The sequence below is a fragment of the Thermococcus sp. MV11 genome, assembly GCF_012027285.1.
In the GTDB taxonomy this organism is placed as follows: domain Archaea; phylum Methanobacteriota_B; class Thermococci; order Thermococcales; family Thermococcaceae; genus Thermococcus; species Thermococcus cleftensis.
Genome location: NZ_SNUD01000006.1, coordinates 1 through 2,098, shown reverse-complemented (window position 1 = coordinate 2,098; position 2,098 = coordinate 1). Strand labels below are relative to the sequence as shown.

At 44.9% G+C, this 2,098-nt stretch carries 3 protein-coding genes and 1 pseudogene; all 4 read right to left on the bottom strand.

Going from position 1 to position 2,098, the window contains the following annotated elements; translation table 11 throughout:
* Window positions 1-144 precede the first annotated feature (144 nt).
* Window positions 145-657 carry a hypothetical protein gene (locus tag E3E27_RS10570; protein WP_167774561.1) on the bottom strand — a complete coding sequence of 171 codons (513 nt, stop codon included), beginning with the start codon at window positions 655-657 and terminating at the stop codon, window positions 145-147.
* Between the two features lie 4 nt (window positions 658-661).
* On the bottom strand, window positions 662-1,357 hold the full coding sequence (locus E3E27_RS10655; RefSeq protein ID WP_206204893.1) for a hypothetical protein: 696 nt from the start codon (window positions 1,355-1,357) through the stop codon (window positions 662-664).
* Window positions 1,358-1,454: 97 nt separating this feature from the next.
* Window positions 1,455-1,781 (bottom strand): hypothetical protein, encoded by a 327-nt coding sequence (locus tag E3E27_RS10560; RefSeq protein ID WP_167774560.1) that lies wholly within the window; start codon window positions 1,779-1,781, stop codon window positions 1,455-1,457.
* A 15-nt stretch (window positions 1,782-1,796) separates the two neighbouring features.
* Window positions 1,797-2,098: pseudogene (locus E3E27_RS10555) on the bottom strand (hypothetical protein); the annotation flags it as partial.

Sequence of the window (2,098 nt, the reverse complement as noted above, 5' to 3'; positions counted from 1 at the left end):
GAATCACGGACACCTCTAATTGTCTCCCCAATGTATATGAACCTCCCATAAACAAGGGAAAGAAAAATCAAAAGGAAAACCAGCGTTCCATCGCTTACCATACTCATACCTCCTACTAATTGCCGGTTTCTGACTTTTCTTTTATCATTTTGTCCATGAGGTCTCGGATCTCTTAAATTCCGTGAAAATAACATAGATTGTGTATACTGCTACTAGGACAAGGGTGTGAATGCCGTATATTACGTGGTACCACCCGGCGATGAGCAGGGGTGGAATGGCTGTTATTAAAAGTGCCTTCGCCGGGCGTTCCTTCAGCTTCAAGTCCCCCGCCACTTCATTCAGGAAAGTGAGCATGCTGTCGATCTTAAAAAGCGGGAGAAACAGCCACAATAACCACAGGATTGCAGCGAAGCCACCTATAGATTCCATTCCTGCTATTACCGCCGCCACAGACAGCCATGAAGGCATAAAGACCTTTGTCTCAAATTTAAATTCAACGTCTTCAAACCACGGCAGGACTAAAACAGCCGCTGTCAAATACAAGTTCAGCTGGAGCAGGGGGTAAGCCGTCTCGGAATAGTTATCCCCCGTGGAAAACAGGAAAATTAAAGAGAGAATCCCGATTAGTGTCGGGACGTACCGGATTACTTCTCTCATTCCATCACCCTCCGACAACATTGTTGTTATCATATCCCGTGTCTGGAGTAGGAGCAAAGAGCCAGTCGTGAATGTCGCATATTGCCAAAAATAGGTTGCCAATTCCCCACAGGGTCTTTCCTATTGTTTTAACTCCAGTTTTTGTTAGTACTTTTCCTGATGTAATCAGTACAGATACTCCCTCGCTGGTTGATACCTGTCCTCTTGCTAGCTCTGAAACAATAGCTTTGGCATTTTTTCCGGCCTCAACAGCTTTGTCAAATTCTGATTGCTCGGCCACTGTAAACATGTCACTAGCAGTAATGCCATTGCTGAATTTTGCCTTTACAAGGTAGGTGTACCCAGCAAACCTATTCTTAAAGCTCTCCTTGAAGACATACCTGTCAATCGGGTCCCACGGACGTTCTCCAAAATAATAGTTCGCCAGTTCGTCGTTTATCGTTATTGTCACGGTTAGGTCCTCCTGCATGTTCGTTGGGCTTAGGGTTACAGTTTGCTTGTGAACAGTGACGCTGCTTGGCCCGTTTGGCCATACTTTTCTACCACCAAAGTCAACTTCCTGTAGACTCAAAGTGACCGTATCTGGTTGTCTCAGCTCAAGACGAACCGTACAGGTTGTTGAACCATCGAGAGCAACGACACTAGGCTTGCACTCCATGCTCGCAATTACATTACCCACGGGCTTCACTTCAACCCTCACTTCGCTCCAGTACTCTTCTCCCGCCCCGTTCGGTTTTTTCCATCAAGTAAGGCTAAAAAAGCTAAATCTAAAGGACACTAGCTGCCACTTGCTGTGTTTAATTATCGTCTGATCTTCCCGTTAGTATCACGTGAATTCCCAGGCTTGTGGAGATGCCCCACAAAGTTCCAAGGAGGAGAGCCAGAGTTAGGTTATCTGTTACCGCCCATGCGGAAAGGGCATAAAGCGGAAAGCTAACCACAAGGCCTACCATAGCTTTTTCCCTTGAAAACAACACTTTTTTCCAATGAATTATAAGGAATCCAACGAGGTATCCAATAATCAGGAACTGAGGGATTAACCATTTCGCAAGATAAAACGTGCTTGCTACTGAGATAAAAAACAGAAAGGCAGGAATTGTAAACCTACTCTTAAATACTTGCATCTACATCACCTCTCGCTATACAAACAGTCCAAAAGCAAGTAACACTGATGACACGACAACTAGTACCGTATAGGCATTAAACACGAGTCCAAATACCTTTTTGTCGAAATCGGGGAGAGTGAAGAAAAACAGACTCGTTCCAAGGTCCACAGTAATCGAGAGCACAATGCTGCGGGTTGCGACGTATACTGCAATCCCCGGAAAAACACCAAACAGGATGATAAGGGCTATCAGAGCCATAGAATCCTTTAAGCTCGTTTTTGTGGGATTTTCCCTGCTGGATAAAAACTCTTCAAGTTTGCCCTGAATATCCAAGA

What these genes read in the sequence shown, in the direction of transcription:
- E3E27_RS10570 (WP_167774561.1), bottom strand. Translation starts at nt 657, where the DNA reads ATGAGAGAAGTAATCCGGTACGTCCCGACACTAATCGGGATTCTCTCT.
- E3E27_RS10560 (WP_167774560.1), bottom strand. Translation starts at nt 1,781, where the DNA reads ATGCAAGTATTTAAGAGTAGGTTTACAATTCCTGCCTTTCTGTTTTTT.